The sequence below is a fragment of the Novipirellula herctigrandis genome (genome assembly GCA_007859835.1).
Classification (GTDB): Bacteria; Planctomycetota; Planctomycetia; order Pirellulales; family Pirellulaceae; genus Novipirellula_A; species Novipirellula_A herctigrandis.
Map to the genome: position 1 here is coordinate 5,605,213 of SJPJ01000001.1, position 17,796 is coordinate 5,623,008.

The window sequence follows — 17,796 nt, forward strand, 5'->3', positions numbered from 1 at the left end:
CGTGCAAATTCAAAAAGGATCGATGCTTGTTTTCTGCATTCTTGTAGGTTTTTTCGGGTTTTCGTGGTGCGGACGACTCGACGCCAAGACGCCCCAATTGCGATTGACGATGCTTGATGCGACGGAATTCACCGGCCATATCGAACCATCCACCGCGCATGGTCTCATTCGATTTCGTTCCGCATCGTCGGAAGAATCCAAGCCGTACACTATGGCGAGTGTTCGTGGTATTGAATCGCTTGACTATCTCAACCGGATTATTCGAGCAAGAGTGGAATACGAGACGCCACCAAATTGCATACGGCTGATCGACGGTGATAGCCTCGAAGCCGACGTTAGGAACATCACTCTCGACGGAGTTGAATTTGAATCACCTCAAACAGATATGAATTTCCTTGCTGCGGCGGAAGTCGCTGGTGTCACGCTTCAAAGACCGACGCGTTCGCTGGCATTGACGCGAAACGAACGGCGACGATTACGAAACATTCCCAATTCGATGGCGGAAACTCCGCCGACACATTTGTTCTATTCGGTTGCCGGTGATGTGTTGCGAGGCCGATTGGTGCAACTCGATGCGGATTCCCTTACCGTCGACATTCGATCGCGGCGGCAAGAGATTTCGCGAGAACGGATCGCAACGATCGAGCCACTTAGAGAGTCGCCTGCGAAAGACGTATCCAGTGGAAGCCACATTCTCGTTACTTATTCACGCGGATGTCGGCTCTCGTTCTCGTCCATCGAAGTCAGCGATGACGCCATCATTGGCGATCATTCAACGTTTGGGAAGTGTGAAATCCAAATCGCCGATCTCGATTCAATTTTGCTGAATCAAAAGTGATTCGTTATCGCTCGGGATTGTAGCTCAAGTAGATCGTCTTTTTCTGCAAGTATCCTTCGATGCCGTAGATTCCATCCTCACCACCCACGCCGCTGAGTTTGTGGCCGCTGTGGTAACCCTGGATATAGCCGCAAATGCCTTTGTTGACAAAAATCGTGCCGACTTGCATGTTTGCGACAGCATGCATGATGCGGTTGTAATTTTGCGTAAACAGGTAGGCTGACAATCCTTCGCGACGTGAATTGGTCATCGCCAACGCTTGCTCATATCCGTCTACTTTGATGATCGGCATTACCGGCCCAAAGATTTCTTCTTGCGACGCTGCCATCTCTTCGGTCACATTCAATAGCACCGTCGGCTGATACCAATTGCCTCTTTCATAGCTAGCTCCGTCCGGGCGTTTGCCGCCCAGTGCTAATTCGGCACCTTCGGCAACGGTCGTGTTCACGATTTCATCGACACGTTGCAAGCCGACCGCGGTCGTGTAAGGTCCCATGTTGATACCGGTCATTGGGTCGCCGACGGTGATTTGTTTCACGCGGCGAAGGACTTTCTCTGCGAACTCGTCCGCGATTTTTCTATCGACAAACACCATTTCGTTGCAGATACAAACTTGGCCACAATTTGCGTATCTGGCGACCACTGCTGCTTCGACTGCTTGGTCGATATCCGCATCATCAAGCACGATGAAGGGGGCTTTTCCGCCGAGTTCTAGAGCAAGTGCAGTGATGTTTGGTGCGGCGGCTTCGTAGATGGCTTGGCCCGCTCGCGTGCTGCCGGTGACCGAAATGAGTTTTGTGATGGGGCTTTGCACCAAGGTCGCCCCGACATCTTGGGCCGTTCCGCTTACCATGTTGATTACGCCCGGGGGCAACCCCGCCTCGTCGACTAATCGGCAAAACTCGGACGCAGTCACGGGTGTCGCATCGTGCGGTTTGAGTACCATGGTGTTGCCAGTGACCAAGGCAGGTCCAACTTTGCGACCGATTAACGCCAGCGGGTAGTTGAATGCACAGAGGCCGACGGTGACGCCGAAGGGGACTTTTTGAATCCAAAGCTGTTCATTTGGCGCGTCGGACGGAAAAATACTGCCTTCTAGACGCCGAGCCGCTTCGGCCGAATATTGTAGATAACGGATCGTGTCGGCCACTTCGCCATTTGCTTCTGCGAGCGTCTTTCCCTGTTCCAATACGAGCAGCTTTGCAAAGTGATCCTGTTCCGCTCGTAGTCGCTCGATGATCGCGTATATGTACGTCGCTCGTTCAATCGCCGGTAGCGACTGCCATCCCAATTGGGCCTGCTCGGACGACGCTAGCGCTTGTTCGGCTTGTGCTTGGCTACAAGAGGGAACCGTCGCAAAGAGTGCGTCGTTGGCCGGATTGCGAACTTCGATTCTCTTGTCCGAGTCAACCCATTGGCCGTCGATGTAGCAGCGGTAATTCGGGATCGGGGAATCGGTTCCGTTCATTGGGTAGCCTTTGTTGAGAGTGCGTGATTCAAAAAAAGGGAATTCTAACGGCCGCGATACCTGGGTTCGCGTTTTTCCTTAAATGCCAAGAAGCCTTCGGCGGCATCTTCCGAATTATATAACGGTTCAACTAACGAGTCTTCCAAGGCCAATGCATCCTGTAGGGACAAGTGACGACCGTCAAATACGGACCGTTTGATTGCCGCGATCGCCAACGACGCACCTTGAGCAAGCGTGCGCGCGTACGATTCGGCCTCTTCGTCAATCATTTCGCAAGAGCATAATTCATTGACGAGGCCGATTCGGTAAGCCTCTTCGGGGCCAATGTTGTCGCCCGTCACAAGCAATCGTAATGCGCGGCTGGCACCGATCAGTCGAGGTAAACGTACCGAACCACCATTGCCAGGCATCAACCCCAGTTTGACTTCCGGCAATCCAAAAACGTATTTTCCCTCGGCCGCGAACCTGAGGTCGCAGGCCATCACCATTTCAAGTCCGCCACCGAGCGTATGCCCGCCGATCACTGCGATGAAAATTTTGGAACTTGCTTCGATTTTGGCTAAGGCAGAACGCGCTGCGTCAATCATTTCTTTGTTTGCCGAGGTGTCGTTGGCCAGAAACGCTTTTACGTCCGCACCGACACAAAAGCATCGGGCCGACGCGCTCTTGAGCAGCACAACTTTGATCTCGGTATCATCGTTTGCTGAATCGATCGCATCATTGAATTGGCGCATGAAGTGAATGTCGTAGCAATTGATGTCGGAATAGTCCAACATGATTGTTCCAACGGCATTCTTCTTCGACAGTATGATTCTACGATGAGACGTCACGGTGAGTGTTCCGTTCGAATTGGCTTTGGCTTGGTTTTTATCCACACATCGACGGATCAGGCATGCCGTTTTGGGCAAACCCTTTTTGCCTCAATAGGCACGCGTCGCAGTGGCCACATGGCTTGCCATTTTTACCGGGATCATAGCAAGATAGCGTTTGCGAATAGTCGACCCCCAGGGACAGCCCCTGGGCGATGATTTGTGCTTTCGTCAAGTCGATTAGCGGCGTATGGACCGTTAATCGTTTTCCTTCGACGCCTGCTTTCGTGGCGAGGTTTGCCATGGTCTCGAACGCTGCGATAAATTCAGGGCGGCAATCGGGATAGCCGCTATAGTCGAGCGAGTTGACGCCGATGAAGATGTCCGTTGCGCCGATGGTTTCGGAAAACGCTAACGCAAGCGATAGAAATACTGTGTTACGAGCCGGGACGTAAGTCACAGGAATCGAATCCCCAAGCTCGTCAACGGATTCACTTTTAGGGACGTCGATCGCCGAGTCGGTTAATGCCGAGCCACCGAATTGAGCCAAGTTGATATCGACGATTCGGTGTGATGCTGCGCCGAGCGATTCGGCAACCGCGACGGCGCGGTCAAGTTCGTAGGTGTGCCGTTGCCCATAGCGGAAACTGATCGCATGTGGCACAAAGCCTTCCGCCAAGGCAATCGCAAGGCACGTCGCGCTGTCGAGTCCACCCGACAGCAGAACGACGGCGGGGAGCTGTTTTGAGCTAGTCACGTTTCTTCCAAAGTTTGCGGCCAATCGAAGGATGGAAGTTAGTCCAATTTCCGTCTGCGGCGATGTCCGATGCGATAACACTGCTATAGCAATCGATTTTGGCATCAAGGTTGTCAAGGTGATGCAGCGTCAACGCTTCGAGCGTTACCGGCAACTTTGGACTACCAAATTCGAATTGCCCATGATGGGCGACGACAAGGTGTTCCAGTTGCAAACGTAGTTCCGCGGGAAATGATTCGCCTGATGATTCCACTTCACGAATTTTGTCATCGAGCATTTGCACGCCGATGACGATGTGGCCGACCAATTGGCCACGGTCGGTATAAGTTGCCTCGCCTTCGCTTGAAAGTTCTTCAAGTTTGCCGAGATCGTGAAGAAATGCGCCGAAAGTGAGCAATTCCGTATCGAGTTGTGGGTACCGTGGGCCCACCAATTGGGTCAGCTCCATCAGGTCGATTGTGTGACGCAGTAGACCACCTGGGTAAGCGTGGTGGTTTGAGACGGCAGCGGCACCGAGTTCCAAACGGGACATGAACTGTGTGTCGCTAAGAAACGCTTGTCCAAGTCGGTTCAGATGGACGTCGTGGAGCCCTTCAAGAATCTCGGCTAGCCGCTCGCGTAGCCGCTGAGATTCGTTGGCGTCGAATCGTTCGAAATCGGCAAGGTCGACTTCCGAGGGATCCATTCGCTGGACTTCGGTGACGATTATTTGCAGTGCACCATTGTGGACCTGAGTCCGCCCAATGCAGTGAACGAAGTCGCCACGGTCAAAGGAGTCGAAAATCCGCTCGTCCGCATTCCAATGCATGCCCGACAGGGTCCCCGATCGATCCGATAGCTTTAAAATAATATACTTGCCGCCTTGGCGATTGACGCGAAGTTGTTTGTCGACCGCACGAAAGGCCTGTTCCACTTGTTGGCCATCGGTCAATTCTATAATGGGTATGCGAATCACGAGTGCTGCACTTGTGGTTAGAGATAGAGGTAGAGATGGAGACGCCGGAGACAAGAAGTGTTTTGGGTCTAATTAGGATGGCGTTTTCGACGGTCCTTTGGCAAGGCGGTGACGTTCAGATTGGGCCCAAATGGCGGAAAACGTCAAAAAAACAACCCCGTCGACAACGATGTGGTATTTTGACCGGAATCAAATAAGGTGGTTTGCCACCGTTCACCTTTTCGATAAGTTCAGGTTAAACTAGGTCGCATGCCCAACGACGTACCGCCCACCGTGAACCCGACCAGTTCGATCAACTTGGTCCGTTCTTCGAATCCATGGACCAGCGCCAGCAGCGCGGCCGGATTCGTGCTGCGATACCTATTGGTCGTGCGAAAAGAATTGATCTCGGTGCTGGGTTCGGCCGACCAGGCGGATGATTGTTTGAAAATTCTGATCGCTCACCTTGTTCAGGTCGGTTTTGGTGAACACAAGAAAGGCCGGTTGAGAGACTTTTTGATCAAGGCGATCCGGACCACCGCCAAGGCAAAGATTCGCGAGATGCCGGACAGCGAAAAACCGAATGTTGATATTGATTCGATTCTGGCTGACAATGAGCAGTGGCTTTCTCTGTGGCGAACCGGATTGCTTGAACGAGCGTGGCGAGCGCTCGAGCGAAAGGAACATAAGAAGCCCGACCAGCCTTTGTTTTCCGTGTTGCACTGTGCAACCACGAAAGCAAAACAACCGGGGCAATCCCTTCGTGAGCGGATTAAATCGGAACGAAGCATCGAGATCGAGGAAGCCAAAATTCAGTCGCTGCTTCAAGCGGCGCGGGCGATGTTTGCACAATTGTTAGCCGACGAAGTTGCTGAGACACTTGAAAAGCCGAAAGAAGAAGAGGTGAAAGCGGAACTGAAAACGCTTGGCTTGACCAAAGCGTTTGATGGTATCGCAATCTAACGGTCCTGCCAAAATGTCCCTCCCATTCGATGACGCTTTTCACCCAATGGCGTTGTTATTCTCTCTTGCTGAATTTGGAGCCTGCCGTGAATGTCCTTTGTCGATGCCCAAGTCTCTACGTGGCTCGATTCGTGTCCTTGCTGGTTGCGGTCAGTTTCGTTTGGCCAGTGCGGGGACAGGAAACGCCGTCCCAAGTTGCCGTCGTCGATGAAGAAGGTCATTTGATTCAGTTCCAACGCGACATCGCTCCGATATTGAGCCGTCATTGCTTGGAATGCCACGGTCCCGAAGACGCAAAGAATGACTTTCGCGTGGACGATGCGGAAACTTTCATGCAATATGTCGAGCCAGACGATATCGAGGGAAGCACACTCTACATCGACTACTTAACTACCAGTGACGAGGACATGATGATGCCACCAACATCGCACGGTGGTCCTCTATCGCCCAGCGATTTGGCGCTCGTGCGAACTTGGGTCGACGAAGGGGCACAGTGGCCCGAGGGCGCGAAGGTCGGTTCGACCGATGCGGTGGTTGTACCGGCCGTTGTTGCAGCAGAGCCAAGGGATTTGGCCCAGCGGATTTGGGCTTTTCAAGGTTTCTTGCACCCGGCGACGGTCCACTTCCCAATTGCACTGTTGCTGCTCGGGGCCTTGTTTGTTGTATTAGGCATCAAATGGCCTTCGCTTAGCACACAAGTGCCATTGGCGTGCTTGATTTTGGGAGGCATTTCCGCGGTCGTTGCCACCGCGATGGGATGGTCCTTTGCGACTGAACAAGGTTACGGCAGTTGGAGTCGAATCGATTTTGACTCCGAAGTATTCTGGCATCGATGGAGCGGTGTTTTGGTCGCATTTGGTTCGGTCGTCTTGATTGGAATTGCGGCAATGGCATTTTGGCGAGACAGCGAGAGATTGGGTCACGTTTGGAAAGTGGGGATGGTGGTTATGGCTGGGATGGTCGGCGCCGTCGGGCATCAGGGCGGTGAGTTGAATTATGGCAAAGATTTTTATCCAAAAGCCATCGCCATTCTGCTTGGAACCGAGTCGACAGAAGCTGAGGCCGAGCCCGTACCACCGGTTGCCATAAGCGAGCAGCCGATCGACAATCAGGCAGCAGAATAGACATTCGCTTGATCCCATTTTTTATTCGTTCGCCCAGTCACTTTAGACCCGTAAGCATTGTTGTGGCCAAAAAAAAATCCGCTGTTAAAAAAAAAGCGAACCCGCTTGATCTGCCGCTTCCTGATGATCGCTTCATCAATCGTGAGCTCGGTTGGTTAGAGTTCAATGAACGAGTGCTTGATCAAGCGGCGGACGCTTCGTTGCCGCTGCTAGAACGAGCAAAATTTCTCGCCATCACCGGCTCCAACTTTGACGAATTTGTGATGGTTCGCATTGGTGGATTGAAGCTTCAATTTGAACGCAATGCGATGCTGCATGATGCGGCTGGACTGACCGTATCGCAGCAAATTAATGCGGTATCAAGTCGGTGCAAGGAAATGGTCGATCGGCAATACCAGTTATTGCGTGATGTGCTCGAACCGCAACTTGCTGATGCCGATGTTTGCCGAGTGAATTTGGACTCGGCAAATGACCGTGTGCGCGAGGTGGCTGACCGGCGGTTTCAAACCGATGTGTCGGCGGTCCTGTCCCCGCAAGCGCTCTCGCACGATCGTCCGTTTCCGTTATTGCAGGGGCTTGGCGTCCATTTGTGCGTTCGGCTCCGTGCGGAGCCGACGGAAACTGGCAAGCAGTTCGACGATGAGGACTTGGAACAATCATCGGCATCCGATGAAACGCAGTCCAAGGGCGATGGTGAGGCTTGGCAGTATGCAGTGATTCCTCTGGGGCGAACGGTGCCACGTTTGATCCCGGTTCCGGCCGATCGCGGGCTTCGCTACGTGTTGCTAGAAGATTTGGTGATGCATAATGTGGAAGAGTATTTTCCCGGCCGCGAGGTAATGGAGTGTGTTCCATTTCGGATCACGCGAAACGCGGATATCGAACTGCAAGAAGATGGCGCCGCCGACCTTGTCGATGGTATGGAAGAGATTTTGGAGAGCCGTCGCTTGTCGCGAGTCGTACGGCTTGAATATGGTGCAACGGCAAGCGACTTTACCGTCGCATTTTTGTCCGAAATGATGCAGCTCACTAACCAGGATCTCTACCCGATTGATGGGCCGCTCGATCTGAGTTACTTGTTCACCCTGCATGGACTCGAAGGCTTCGACTCTCTGCGTGAACAACCGTGGCTTCCGCAAGCGAATCCGCACATTGATCCTGCCGAAACGATGTTTGCGACCATCGCCAAGGGCGACTTGATGCTTGTGCATCCTTACGAGCGATTTGATCCGATTGTACGGCTGATCGAAGAAGCTGCGGTCGACCCCGATGTCTTGGCGATCAAGCAAGTGCTTTACCGAACCAGCAAGCGAAGTCCGATCGTGGCGGCGTTGATGCGAGCAGCCGAACGAGGCAAATATGTTTCGGCGATCGTGGAATTGAAGGCACGGTTTGATGAGGCCCGAAACATTGAATGGGCACGCGAAATGGAACAGGCTGGCGTCCAAGTGATTTACGGCATCCGTGGACTGAAGACGCACGCCAAGGTCTGTATCATTGTTCGCCGTGAACCTCAGGGCATCGTTCGTTACATGCATTTTGGTACTGGCAACTACAACGAAGCGACTGCGAAAATCTACAGCGATGTCTCTTTGTTGACCTGCAACGATACGCTCGGTGCAGATGCCACTACGTTTTTCAATGCAGTTACGGGGGCGAGTCAACCGCAGCAGTTACAGGTGCTTTCCGCGGCTCCGATGACACTTCGCAAGCGATTGCTTGGTCTGATAGAAGCGGAAACGAAACGTTGTCTCGAAGGTCAAAAGGCGGAAATCGTTGCTAAAGTGAATTCACTTGTTGATACCCAAGTGATCGATGCGCTCTATCGGGCTAGCCAAGCGGGAGTGCGGATTCGTTTGAATGTTCGCGGCGTGTGTTGTTTGCGACCCGGCGTGAAGGGACTCAGCGAATCCATCGAGGTGATATCGATCGTTGATCGATTCCTCGAGCATGCTCGTATCATCTATTTCCGTCATGGTGGGGACGACGAGTTGTTTATCAGTAGTGCCGATTGGATGCCACGAAACTTGGACCGTCGGGTCGAATTATTCGTTCCTGTACAGGATCAAACGTGTCGGGACAAACTGCTTTCTACACTGCGGACGTATTTCAAAGACAACACAAATTGTTGGCGAATGTTGTCGACTGGGATGTACGAGCGAACCACACCTGGCAAAATCGGAAAGGAGACGTTCCAAGCCCAGCGGGTTCTCCATAGCCGCGCGGTTGAAGCGATTCGCAAAGCAAAGCAAAGCCGCCGAACGACCTTCGAGACGCACGAACCGAAGCACGAAAAGTGATCTTCTTTGGGTCGCTGTCGAAGCTAGATGGACCTTTCAAACATTGCCGCGTCGACCGAGGTTGCCGTAGCGGTGGTAATCATAGCTGACCGATTGCTCATCGAGGTAACGTAAACATTCGATTCGACCATCGATCACCACCGGTTCGCGCACGACCGTGACAAAAGCTTCTGCGCAAGCCGTGTCGATTTCCGCGGAAGTCGAACGCGTTAGGATTCTCAATCGCCCTACATCACCACTTGCGATGCGGACCGCTAATTCATGGTCGCTCTCTTCCGTTGGATGAACGAGACCCGGGAACGCATCGGCAATCGATTCGAGAATTATTTTCACTTTCGGATTACATCCCGGATCAATTGACAATGTGATTTGAGTGTTGACGGCGATGGAAGCCGAGAGGCAAACCAAAACATCGCTCAGCGTATCGCCCGCCTCGAAGCGAAGATTCATCGCGTCGGTGCTTCGGTATCGCCGCAAATTATCCTGGCCCACGAGCCGGAACGTATCGTGTTCTTTCGAAAACTCGGTCTCCATTGCCGATTGTTGCAACCAACTAGCGGAACGGAGTTTTTCGATCTCATCCTCGCCGAGCGGGTTGGCGTCAGGCAATTGATTTAGCCAATCGATAAAAGGGGTTGGTGAAGATGTTTTCTCATGATGGTTCAGATCATCAGTATTTTCGACATGCATTAACGCCAAAATGTAGTGCGGGCCACCGGCCTTTACTCCAGGACCATAGGCACTCAGCCCAACGCCACCGAATGGTTGACGCAGCACAATCGCACCTGTCGTCGAGCGGTTGATGTACAAGTTTCCTGCGTGAGTGGTTTCACGCCACAATTGGATTTCTCGATCGTCTAAACTCTCAATGCCGCTGGTCAATCCGTACCCGGTCGAACGAACGATTGCGATCGCTTCTTCCAATCGCGAAAAACGCATCACCGATAGAACGGGCCCGAATAGCTCCGTCAAATGGCTGAAACTTCCCGGGCGAATGTTCCATTTCACACCTGGCCGATACAAGTTCGGGTTGGCGACGATGTGCTCGGGGACGACCAACCAAGACTCGTTGTCTTCAAGTGTTTTGAGTCCGCGATTCAATTCCGCACGCGGCGGAGAAATTAACGGTCCCATACGAGTGGATAGATCCCAGCTTGAACCAACGCGTATACTCTCCACAGCATCGGCTAGTAGTTCGCGAAAGCTGTCGTCGTTGAAAACTTCTTCTTCCAGCAACAGCAACGAGGTTGCACTGCATTTCTGGCCGCTGTGTCCAAACGCCGACTGCACTACATGTTTGACGGCCAATTCGCGGTCAGCCATTGCGGTGACGATCGTCGCATTCTTGCCACCCGTTTCAGCCAGCAAATGTAGGTCATTTCGGACCGCCAACATTCGTTTCGCCGTGGCGGTGCCACCGGTCAAAATCACCGTGTCGATATCGGGATTGTTAATCAGTCCTTGTTCAGCGGTTTGGCCGCTACAGGGGATCAATTGCAGGACGGATTTGGGAACACCCGCGTCCCAGAAGGCTTGGCACAATTGCCAAGCGGTCAGTACCGTTTGGGAAGCCGGTTTAAGGATGACGCGGTTTCCGGCTGCAAGCGATGCCGCGATTCCGCCACAAGGGATCGCAAGCGGAAAATTCCATGGCGACACCACTGCAACGATGCCCTGTGGACGCACCCGGATCGACTGGTGACCGAACCAGTGGTCGACCGTCAACGGATAGAATTCGCAGAAGTCGATCGCTTCACTCACCTCGGGGTCGGCTTCCGATACGGTTTTTCCACCATCGGCAACCATGACCCCAATCAAATCACCACGCCGATCACGAAGGTTCTGAGCGACCTTTCGCAACAATTGATGGCGGTATTCAAGGGTTGTATTGGACCAATTCGTTTCGTCATTTGCTGCACGCGTGACGGCCGATTCCACCTCTTGAACCGTGGCGGCGTGGTATTGGCATACGGGAACTTCCGGTTGGGACGGATCAAAACAAGTCGCGATGTTTGAATCGCTGGTCTCGCTGGAGTTCGGAAATGCGGTTTGCGGTGTCAGATCGATGCATCGGCCTTTCCATTGGTTCAATACCCCTTCGATCCAATCGGCATTTTCGGGCAGCGACCAATCCGTATCAGGCTCGTTAACGAAATGGTCGAGTGCCATTTCTTTCGCTTCGATTTGTTGACCGCTGCGGATTTGCATTGCGCGTCGGGGTTGGCTATTGACGGTATCCATGAATTCGAGCGATTGGCGAAATCCCTCGCTAAGTCGCTTGAAATCGTCGCTCTGAGGCAATAATCGGTAGGCGTGACGCAAGAAGTTCTCAGGACCGGTGTTTTCGTCTAATCGCCGAATCAGATAGCCGATGGCATTGAGAAATCCTTCGCGAAAGCAAGCTGGTGCGTACAGCACCATTTCGATGTCCTCTTCCGACAGCGCGCGTCGCTGATGATTCGCCATCCCTTCAAGCATTTCGAATTGGACATTATGCATGGCGTCCGAATCGTTTGCCCAGATGAGGGCGAGTGCAACATCGAAAAGGTTGTGCGATGCAACGCCCACTCGCAATTCCCCGCTTGCCGCAGCGTCGATCAGATGGCGAAGCATTCGTTTAAAGTTCGCATCCGTTTCCATTTTTGTTTCATAAGGAGCTTGTGGAATTCCGCGAATGGACGATTCGACTCGTTCCATTTCCAAGTTCGCTCCCTTGACGATTCGAACCGTCAAAGGTTGGCATCCCGATGCGACACGTTTTTTTGACCAATCGATCAACCGCAACATCACTTGATAGGAATCAGGGACATAGGCTTGCAGTGCCACTCCCGCGTGAACCTGCTCCATGCCTTCACGATCGAGCGTCTCACATAGAATTTCAGCAGTCAGGCAAAGATCTCGATACTCTTCCATATCGAGGTAAACGAACTTGGTTAGCCCCGCATCGGGATCCGATTCACTCAGGGCGACTCGGTAGAGAGCTTCCAATCGGTCGGCGATTTTTGCGATCGAGTGTTTGCGAGCCAGCGGAGAAATTTGGCTATAGAGCGTTGATATTTTTACCGACAAACATCGCACTTCGGGCATCCGCAAAGCGTTGTAGCATTGTTGGATTCGGCGTCTCGCTTCGGCCTCGCCCAGGATCGCTTCGCCGAGCAAGTTAACATTCATTTGGACGCCATGCAGTTGACGGTTCCGCAAGTGTTCAGCCAATAGATCCGGTTCGGCAGGTAAGATCACATTTGCCGTTTCTCGGCGCATTTTTTCCTTGACCATCGGCACGGCAACCCCTGGCAAATACTCGCCAAACGACTGGAATCCGCGCAGCATCGCCTGTTCAATCGGGCTGAAAAAGCGAGGGACACCCTGAACGTCGAGCAGATGGGTAAGTTGATCCGCGACGCGAGCCGACGAGTGGGTTCGAAACGCTTGGTCGGTCATTTCAACCAGAGTTGCTTTGTCTTCGGGGTTGCTGACCATCCGGTCAAATTCCGATTGCTGACGTCGCTCTTGAGGCGTTTGAAGTGTATTCGCTTTTTTGAGTATATCGGCGGCAAGCGAGACTGCGCGATCAGCAAGAGACGCATTCGTTTGGGAAGCACACATGTTGCACCACTTCGCCTTGGAGGAATGTTTGTTTTTGCACTCCTTATTGTAGGGGATGTTGTGGATGAGTAGGTCCGCCTAGTGATGGAGTAAGATCCAAAAAAATGGCTTTCCTTACAAACGCTTGGTGCGGCGAATTGCCCTTTGCGCGCCGGGCCGTGTCACGGTTTGGCTTGAGAATATTCATCTTTGAGGGGCACCATCGTAGGCAAGGACCTGTCCTAATGCCGCAATGCCAGGACAGGTTTCCGCCTACTTCCAACTTAGAACAGCTCAGGACTGAGCGTTGTCCGTGGAGTCCAACGACCGGTAGGGAGTAATCATTTCCGTCCCCCATTCGATGATCGAATTGGGAATGCCCAATAACGGAATGTCGAGGGCCCAAAGCTCGTGTTAACAAACATCTTTAGGTTTATTATTTGAGAGATTGCCGCTGGCAGTCGTGTTTTCATCGGATGCGGCGGGTTCGTCTGGCCCGGCGGGTTCGTCTGGCCCGGCGGGTTCGTCTGGCCCGGCGGGTTCGTCTGGCCCGGCGGGTTCGATGTGCACGTGAACGTCGCGGACACGTGGCATTTCCAACAGCAGTTGGTCTTTGACGTTGTGGCCGATCCGATGGCCTTGTTGGACTGTCATCTCGCCATTGACGTGCACGTGGATTTCGACAAAGAACTCCAGCCCACTTTTACGAATCCGTAGCTTTTCTACAAACGCGACTCCATCGACACTTTGGGCGATTCTTCTTGCTTGAATTACCGTTTCCTCGTCGGCTTGTTGGTCCATCATTTCACGCGCAGTGCTTATGAAAATGCGAATCCCGGTGATGACCAATATGGCACAGACACACAACGCGGCGATTGGATCGACGTAGGGACCGAACGACCCAAGATAGGGGGCAGCTAATAACGATATCGCTACCGCGCCACTACTAAGTGCGTCGCTACGATGATCCAATGCGGTAGCACGTAGCGCGGACGAGTCGAGTCGGTGTGCAACACGATGGGTATACCAATAGATGGTCTCTTTGGCCAAAGCACACGCCGCGGCCACCGAACCTGCGATCATGCTTGGCGTTCGTAGGTCTCCCGAGAAGCGTTTGATGGTTTCGAACGCCAATAAAACTGCGGTGAATACGACCAATAACGCTACACATAACCCAGCGATTGATTCGGCTTTGGTGTGTCCATACGGATGGTCTTCATCTTCTTCACGTTGGGCGACGCTCAGTGCGCCACGCACGGCCAAACCACTGGCAACATCGCCGACTGAATTGACAGCGTCGGCGATCAGTGCGGCTGATCCCGTGAGCATGCCGCAGGTGAGTTTGGTAATTCCCAATGCAATGTTGGCGCCCAATCCCCATACCGCTGCACGTGTCGCATCGACATAGACTCCCTTGCGAATTGCAAGGGAGGCTTCGTCACGAGGTGGGCTAATCGACAAATGAGGATTCCGCTGGATTGGAAACGGGTGGCAGCATCGGTCCAAGTCTAACTTGGCGAGCGAAGGGGAACCAATGGGTCGCGGCCAGACGCGTTCGCCTGATCAACCGTCAAGTAACATTGGCTGAAAGATCCCCCCCCCGATATGTCGGCTTGTCGGTAGAGGTCAACGGTGGGACGCGAGATCTTGATTTTGCTGGCAAAGTTGCCAATCAGGGAGACAATGATTTTCGTCCACAATTGGGTGAGTGTTCTGAGATAGTGGGATTGTGGCAGAAAATTTTCGGTTTCGTTAAAGAGTCCCGTTGAACCGGTCTTGATCGAGGTTTCACGGCTTTGCTACTCTCGCCGCTGTCCTTGCTTTGGGGAAATGTGACTCCGACGGGAAAGATTAGGCTCAGGTTTAGCGGCCAAGTGGACGATGAAATGAATGTTTCCGCCCGCTATGCGCTGAAAAAGTCTCTTTTTTCGCTTACGGATTGCATCCTGGGACAAGGATCGCGGCGCTGACGACCGACGCGGAAATGGTCAAATTCGATGGTTTTCAAGGATGAAGGCACTCGGACGACTCGGTCAATCACCGCGCTTTCGCATCTATCAAGCCGTACCACGGCGACTCGATTTTCGAGTTACGGTGGCTTGTTAGAAGGAACCCGTCCCAAATGGGGAGCAATCAGACTATGCAAATTTATGGCCCTTTTCGTCTTTCTACCGCCCAAAACGCTGGTGGAGTTCAAAGGTCACAAGCTCAATCGCCACAGCAACTTACACCTAAAAAAACCGCGGCGCCGGTCGATCAGCTCGATCTAAGCAGTGCGGCCTCGGGCATCAATCGTCTTGAAGGTGCCGTTGCAGGTGGCGGAGAGATCCGGATTGACAAGGTTGCCGATATTCGCCGCCAAATCGCCGATGGCAGCTACGACACGCCCGAGAAATTGGATGCGGCACTCGATCGAATGCTGGATCAATTTGCTTAAAAGGGAACGGTTTCAAACACGTTCTCGAGGAATTGCTTTCTAGCGGAAGTCGTGAAACCTTCTGCTACGAAACGCTCGTTTGGTGTATCTTAGAAGCACAGATCCCATTTAGACGTTCGCATTGATTCACCACTCGTGTCCAATTCTTCCCCTTCGCTGCCGCCCGTTGACGTTTCGCTGACCCCTCAAGAACGCTTTGAGGAGTATTTGCAGACGCGTGGATTGAGGCAGACGAATCAGCGAAAGTTCTTGGTGGATGAAATCTTTAGCCACCATGAGCACTTCGATGCTGATGAATTGATGGAGCGTTTGCCTCGCAAAGGGGCGAAGAATTACGTCAGTAGTGCGACGGTCTACCGAACGCTGCGCGAGTTCGTTGACGCAGGGTTGCTGAAGAGTTTTCAACTCGAAGGCCGCACGGTTTACGAACACGATTACGGCTATCCGCAACACGACCACTTATACTGTACGGTGTGTCGCGAGCTGTTTGAATTTCAAAGCGAAGCGTTAACGACACTACGAGACGAAGTGGCCGCCGAGCAGGGGTTTCGGATTTCAGGCCACCGAATGATCATCCACGGCGTCTGTCGCGAATGCAGCAAAAATCGCCGGAAAAAACGCAAGCAAGATTTGGTTTAACGCGAATCGTCCGGGCTAAGCCTGATTGCCATCACGCAACTGTTTCGCAATGGCAGCGAAAACGGCTTCATTAGCGTCAAAGTCGCGGCTTTCCGCTTGAAATTGGATCACAAACCGCTCCCCACCGAGACGGGTGATCAAGATCCGAGCCATAATCAACAGATCCAAATAATAAAACCGGATCTCCACCGCCAAACCTTCGTCAAAGAACGAGTCGATTGGCACTCTCTCCGACTCCATTTCGCCATAATCGGACCGGATCGCGTCTGCGGTCTCATCGACAATATCTTCATCGCCGTGTGGATGATTGTCCCTAATAATCGAGCAAAACCCGCCGCTCGGCAGCTGAAGTGTGACGCCGTTATCGGGGTCCTCCTCATCGACGGCGATCTCCCAATTATCGGGGAAGAGAAATCGGAGACCAAAGTGTTCAAAAGTGGCGGGCATCGATCCAAAAGAGCCTTTTTGTTTTGGGAAGCTGACTAAGGCGTTATTGTGGGGGTTCTGCGTTGCTTCGCACAGGGATAAGTTGCTAAAAGCGACACTATGAAGTCGTTTTTCACCTTTATGATACTCGTCGCGACGGTTCTGGCACCCGCCGGTTGCCGCTCGATTCGTCGAATTGGTGAGAGCCGACAATCGATCGCGGCGCGACGTTTGTCGGGGCAAGGCTTCAATGCGATGCACAATGACCGATGGGATGTTGCTGAGTCCTTGTTCGAGGACGCCTTGGATGTTTCTCGCACCGATGACCGTGCTCATTGGGGGCTCGCCGAATCATTGTGGCAGCGAGGTGAATCTGACCTCGCGATCAAGCACATGGAACAAGCCGTTCGACTAAGCGCGAACGATCCTAAGCGGGTCCAACGATTGGGGCAAATGTACCTGGATGTCGGTCGGCTCGAGGAGGCTCAGCAGCAGAGTGAAATCGCTCTTGCTGCGGCTCGGGGTTCTGCGGATGTGTGGGCATTGCGAGGTGATTGTTTGCTTGCGGCAAACCAACTCTCGGACGCCCTGGCGGCCTACCACCGCGCCTTGGCGATTCAGCCGGACTACCCAGAGTTACAGCTGCAAGCTGCTGAGATCTACCATATGCAGGAGCGTCATGGACGCCTGCTAGCGACCCTTGATCGGTTGCAAGACGGGTTGGGGCCCGAAGCGACGCCGGCGCGAGCGGATATTCTGCAAGGGATCGCGATGCGAGAAGTTGGACGACTTGACGAAGCCAAAAGGAGCTTTATACGAGCTGCTGGCAAGGATCCCAACGACGCAACGCCTCATTTGGAGTTGGCATCGCTGTCACTTGAACATGGCAATGTCGATCAGGCCAAAACATCGCTGGCTACCGCTTTGATGTTGAATCCAAACTCGTTGCTCGAAGGCGATTGGAGCGATCGTTTTAAACGCCAACAAGAACGATTGGCCGACCAGCAGAAGCTTGGGGACTCCCCAATCGAGTTGCGGTAGAGCGGGTTATGCGGATTGAGCCGATGTCGATCTATCCACGCGTGTCCCGTTTTGCCAGAAAGTGGCATCAAGGAAACGTCCTGATGACGATTTATAGCGTACGCTTTCATCGGAACCTATCTCTTGTCCAGCAGCTAAGAGCCTCTTGATGTCGCTACCCAATCTCTCGCCCAACAACCTCGGTCTCGATTCGGATTCGTTTGCCGTTTCAAGTGGGACACCTGCATCGCAAAATCCAACTGCCAAGTCTTTCGTCGACCGCCGAAAATCCGAATATCAGTCTCGCGGTGAACGCCGCCAATTCGGAAGTTCATACGCGGAACTATCCGCCGATGGATGTGAACTTGCTTTGGCGATCGACCAATACAAAGTCGAACACCATCGTCGTTACATCACCTGTGACGAAATGCTCAAAGTGATGCATTCGCTCGGCTATTCTCGTTAGAGACAACCTCGGAACGGGACGCCGACTCGA

Annotated in this window: 15 protein-coding genes; 8 read left to right on the forward strand and 7 right to left on the reverse strand. The window is 53.0% G+C overall.

Annotated elements, in window-relative coordinates; translation table 11 throughout:
* Nucleotide 1 precedes the first annotated feature (1 nt).
* Nucleotides 2-838, forward strand: coding sequence for a hypothetical protein (locus CA13_RS20520; protein WP_146399795.1), 837 nt, complete (start codon nt 2-4; stop codon nt 836-838).
* 4 nt (nt 839-842) lie between these two features.
* On the opposite strand, the gene CA13_RS20525 is transcribed toward CA13_RS20520, so the two are convergent.
* Genes CA13_RS20525 through CA13_RS20540 form a run of 4 tightly spaced genes read right to left on the reverse strand, consistent with a single transcriptional unit; the run spans nt 843 to nt 4,827 of the window.
* Nucleotides 843-2,306, reverse strand: a complete 1,464-nt coding sequence (locus tag CA13_RS20525) for an aldehyde dehydrogenase family protein (RefSeq protein WP_146399797.1) — start codon at nt 2,304-2,306, stop codon at nt 843-845.
* 44 nt (nt 2,307-2,350) lie between these two features.
* Nucleotides 2,351-3,181, reverse strand: a complete 831-nt coding sequence (locus CA13_RS20530; RefSeq protein WP_419195133.1) for an enoyl-CoA hydratase/isomerase family protein — start codon at nt 3,179-3,181, stop codon at nt 2,351-2,353.
* Nucleotides 3,174-3,872: a 7-cyano-7-deazaguanine synthase QueC gene (gene queC, locus CA13_RS20535; protein ID WP_419194626.1), complete on the reverse strand. Its 699-nt coding sequence runs from the start codon at nt 3,870-3,872 to the stop codon at nt 3,174-3,176. The genes CA13_RS20530 and queC overlap by 8 nt, the downstream gene beginning before the upstream one ends.
* Nucleotides 3,865-4,827: a 3'-5' exoribonuclease YhaM family protein gene (locus tag CA13_RS20540; RefSeq protein WP_419194627.1), complete on the reverse strand. Its 963-nt coding sequence runs from the start codon at nt 4,825-4,827 to the stop codon at nt 3,865-3,867. The genes queC and CA13_RS20540 overlap by 8 nt, the downstream gene beginning before the upstream one ends.
* 249 nt (nt 4,828-5,076) lie before the next feature.
* Here CA13_RS20540 and CA13_RS20545 point away from each other — a divergent pair, with 249 nt between their 5' ends.
* From CA13_RS20545 to ppk1, 3 genes are all read left to right on the forward strand, one after another.
* Nucleotides 5,077-5,769, forward strand: a complete 693-nt coding sequence (locus CA13_RS20545; RefSeq protein WP_146399802.1) for a hypothetical protein — start codon at nt 5,077-5,079, stop codon at nt 5,767-5,769.
* Nucleotides 5,770-5,855: 86 nt separating this feature from the next.
* Entirely contained in the window at nt 5,856-6,893 is a 1,038-nt protein-coding gene (locus tag CA13_RS20550) for a c-type cytochrome domain-containing protein (RefSeq protein WP_419194628.1), read from the forward strand.
* A gap of 62 nt (nt 6,894-6,955) precedes the next feature.
* The gene (ppk1, locus tag CA13_RS20555; RefSeq protein WP_419194629.1) at nt 6,956-9,193 is read left to right on the forward strand and encodes a polyphosphate kinase 1; all 2,238 of its coding nucleotides are present in this window, start codon (nt 6,956-6,958) and stop codon (nt 9,191-9,193) included.
* Nucleotides 9,194-9,229: 36 nt separating this feature from the next.
* On the opposite strand, the gene CA13_RS20560 is transcribed toward ppk1, so the two are convergent.
* Together CA13_RS20560 and CA13_RS20565 are read right to left on the reverse strand one after the other, a co-directional pair.
* Entirely contained in the window at nt 9,230-12,799 is a 3,570-nt protein-coding gene (locus tag CA13_RS20560; RefSeq protein WP_146399806.1) for a bifunctional proline dehydrogenase/L-glutamate gamma-semialdehyde dehydrogenase, read from the reverse strand.
* 393 nt (nt 12,800-13,192) lie between these two features.
* Entirely contained in the window at nt 13,193-14,239 is a 1,047-nt protein-coding gene (locus CA13_RS20565; protein ID WP_419194630.1) for a cation diffusion facilitator family transporter, read from the reverse strand.
* Between the two features lie 679 nt (nt 14,240-14,918).
* Here CA13_RS20565 and CA13_RS20570 point away from each other — a divergent pair.
* The gene (locus CA13_RS20570; RefSeq protein WP_146399810.1) at nt 14,919-15,215 is read left to right on the forward strand and encodes a flagellar biosynthesis anti-sigma factor FlgM; all 297 of its coding nucleotides are present in this window, start codon (nt 14,919-14,921) and stop codon (nt 15,213-15,215) included.
* Nucleotides 15,216-15,350: 135 nt separating this feature from the next.
* Complete coding sequence (locus CA13_RS20575; protein WP_146399812.1) at nt 15,351-15,854, forward strand: Fur family transcriptional regulator; 504 nt, start codon at nt 15,351-15,353, stop codon at nt 15,852-15,854.
* Nucleotides 15,855-15,869: 15 nt separating this feature from the next.
* On the opposite strand, the gene CA13_RS20580 is transcribed toward CA13_RS20575, so the two are convergent.
* A complete protein-coding gene (locus tag CA13_RS20580) occupies nt 15,870-16,301 on the reverse strand; it encodes a hypothetical protein (protein WP_146399814.1) in 432 nt (143 codons plus the stop codon).
* Nucleotides 16,302-16,400: 99 nt separating this feature from the next.
* On the opposite strand from CA13_RS20580, the gene CA13_RS20585 reads away from it, so the two are divergent.
* Nucleotides 16,401-17,321, forward strand: a complete 921-nt coding sequence (locus CA13_RS20585) for a tetratricopeptide repeat protein (protein WP_419194631.1) — start codon at nt 16,401-16,403, stop codon at nt 17,319-17,321.
* Between the two features lie 148 nt (nt 17,322-17,469).
* A complete protein-coding gene (locus tag CA13_RS20590; RefSeq protein WP_146399816.1) occupies nt 17,470-17,766 on the forward strand; it encodes a hypothetical protein in 297 nt (98 codons plus the stop codon).
* The last annotated feature ends 30 nt before the right edge of the window (nt 17,767-17,796 follow it).

Coding starts and splice junctions, on each gene's coding strand:
- CA13_RS20585 (WP_419194631.1), top strand. CDS start 16,401: ATGAAGTCGTTTTTCACCTTTATGATACTCGTCGCGACGGTTCTGGCA.
- CA13_RS20570 (WP_146399810.1), top strand. CDS start 14,919: ATGCAAATTTATGGCCCTTTTCGTCTTTCTACCGCCCAAAACGCTGGT.
- CA13_RS20590 (WP_146399816.1), top strand. CDS start 17,470: ATGTCGCTACCCAATCTCTCGCCCAACAACCTCGGTCTCGATTCGGAT.
- CA13_RS20545 (WP_146399802.1), top strand. CDS start 5,077: ATGCCCAACGACGTACCGCCCACCGTGAACCCGACCAGTTCGATCAAC.
- CA13_RS20525 (WP_146399797.1), bottom strand. CDS start 2,306: ATGAACGGAACCGATTCCCCGATCCCGAATTACCGCTGCTACATCGAC.
- CA13_RS20560 (WP_146399806.1), bottom strand. CDS start 12,799: ATGTGTGCTTCCCAAACGAATGCGTCTCTTGCTGATCGCGCAGTCTCG.
- CA13_RS20580 (WP_146399814.1), bottom strand. CDS start 16,301: ATGCCCGCCACTTTTGAACACTTTGGTCTCCGATTTCTCTTCCCCGAT.